4 protein-coding genes are annotated in these 1,772 nt (G+C 35.3%); 1 reads left to right on the forward strand and 3 read right to left on the reverse strand.

Annotation, left to right across the window (positions count from 1 at the left end; all coding sequences use genetic code 11):
• A partial coding sequence (locus FVQ77_17450; GenBank protein ID MBW8052090.1) for a glucose-1-phosphate thymidylyltransferase occupies positions 1–303 on the reverse strand: 303 nt, incomplete at its 3' end.
• 81 nt (positions 304–384) lie between these two features.
• Positions 385–654 (reverse strand): type B 50S ribosomal protein L31, encoded by a 270-nt coding sequence (locus FVQ77_17455; GenBank protein ID MBW8052091.1) that lies wholly within the window; start codon positions 652–654, stop codon positions 385–387.
• A 148-nt stretch (positions 655–802) separates the two neighbouring features.
• Here FVQ77_17455 and FVQ77_17460 point away from each other — a divergent pair, with 148 nt between their 5' ends.
• Positions 803–1,270: a hypothetical protein gene (locus FVQ77_17460; GenBank protein MBW8052092.1), complete on the forward strand. Its 468-nt coding sequence runs from the start codon at positions 803–805 to the stop codon at positions 1,268–1,270.
• 8 nt (positions 1,271–1,278) lie between these two features.
• Here the strand turns inward: FVQ77_17460 and FVQ77_17465 are convergent.
• Positions 1,279–1,772: ABC transporter permease (locus FVQ77_17465; GenBank protein ID MBW8052093.1), on the reverse strand; the 494-nt coding region annotated here is incomplete at its 5' end.

Here is a 1,772-nt window from a genome sequence, read left to right on the forward strand (position 1 = left end):
ATTTGGACAAACCGCACCGTTGATCAGGATGTTTTCGTCATTGAGATTAAGCGGGAATTTCTTTTGAAGATAGTTTTCAGTAAGAAAAGAAACCCTTTGCAGTTGCGGATTTGGGATTTTCGATTTCGGATATTTAATTCCGGAATCCGCTCCGAGTACTTGGGGCAATCCGGAATTAATATACTTTTCCCACTTCTCAGCGATCGTTAGTATTCCAATTCTTAATGCAGCAACCGGCCTGGTAAAGGTCAAAGGTAAAAGTGATTGCCTTATCTGCGGGTCGTCAAATAGAATAATGTTCACCCTGTTAATTTTTCTTTAAAAAATTCTATTAGAGTTTGGGTTTTGAAGTTTGGATATTGTCTACTATCAACTGCCTATTGTCTACTGCTTACTGTCTGTTGCAGGCTTTTTCTTTTCATATCTCCTTTTGAATTTCTCAACCCTACCAGCAGTATCAACAAACATCTTTTGACCTGTAAAAAAGGGATGTGATGCAGAAGAAACTTCTACCTTAATTAACGGATAGGATTTTCCGTCTTCCCATTTTACAGTTTCTTTAGAGGTCATTGTTGATCTGGTTAAGAATTGAAAACCACTGGAAGTGTCTAAAAATACTACTTCTTTATATTGAGGGTGAATATCTTTTTTCATTTTTTGTTAGACGTTGATGTTATCAGGATTGCAAAGGTAACTATTTTTATTTTTTCTTGCAATTTTTTTTATAATTGTTTTTAAAAAAAATACGGAATTATTTTGAATTACAATTATATTTTCTACCTTTGTGATTATAAATTATAAAATGCCAAAGTTGTTTCCATACATATTGCTTTTTTTAATGTTTGTTTTTTCTGTTCCCACAAGGTCTCTGACGGTTCATCCTGCGGAATCCACCGTGTGTGCTCAGGGGGAAGCTAAGCGCTTGCATAGGGTAAATGTTACCATTAAATCCTTTACCGCTTCATATCAGGGCGTTGATATCAGGTTAGACTGGGAGATCAATGATAATACAGGCGTTGGTTCATTTGATCTTTACAGAAAGATAGATGATAAACCTGAAAAAAAAATTGTTATTATTAATTCAACAGGTTCTTCGGCTTATTTTTTTATAGATGATAATATCTATAAGAATAATGATAATCCACAAACAATCGTATACAGGTTAGTTGCAAGATCAAGCCAGGCTGATGATATTGCCATCACATCAATACAACACAATCCCACCGCAGTTCAGCGTTCATGGGGAAGCATTAAGTCTATGTTTAAATAGATTTTTTTTCAGGTTTTGTAAAACAACCATTTTGAAATTTCTTTATAGTTCACCTTCTTGCCATACATCAGTATCCCTACTCTGTATATTTTTGCAGCAAACCATGTGGTAACAATAAATCCTGCAATTAATAAGATCATTGATAATATAAGGTCAAAGGCAGGAACGCCAAAAGGTACCCTCATCATCATTATAATAGGTGAAGTAAAAGGTATTATTGACATCCAGAATACAACAGAGCCCCCCGGGTCTTTTAACACCAATTGAGCCATAACAATAGCGATGATCAGCGGGACGGTAATAGGCAGCATAAATTGCTGTGTATCGGTTTCATTATCCACTGCCGAACCCACTGCAGCAAACAATGCTCCATATAATAAATATCCTCCAATAAAGAAAAACACAAAAGTGGAAAGTACCAGGGGTATATTTATTGACTGAATAGCTTTTATTATTTCAAACATTTTTGAAGACTGCCCGGTTTTTTCGGGTTCGTTGATTG

Source organism: Cytophagales bacterium (genome assembly GCA_019456305.1).
In the GTDB taxonomy this organism is placed as follows: Bacteria; Bacteroidota; Bacteroidia; order Cytophagales; family VRUD01; genus VRUD01.

What these genes read in the sequence shown, in the direction of transcription:
- FVQ77_17455 (MBW8052091.1), bottom strand. Translation starts at nt 654, where the DNA reads ATGAAAAAAGATATTCACCCTCAATATAAAGAAGTAGTATTTTTAGAC.
- FVQ77_17460 (MBW8052092.1), top strand. Translation starts at nt 803, where the DNA reads ATGCCAAAGTTGTTTCCATACATATTGCTTTTTTTAATGTTTGTTTTT.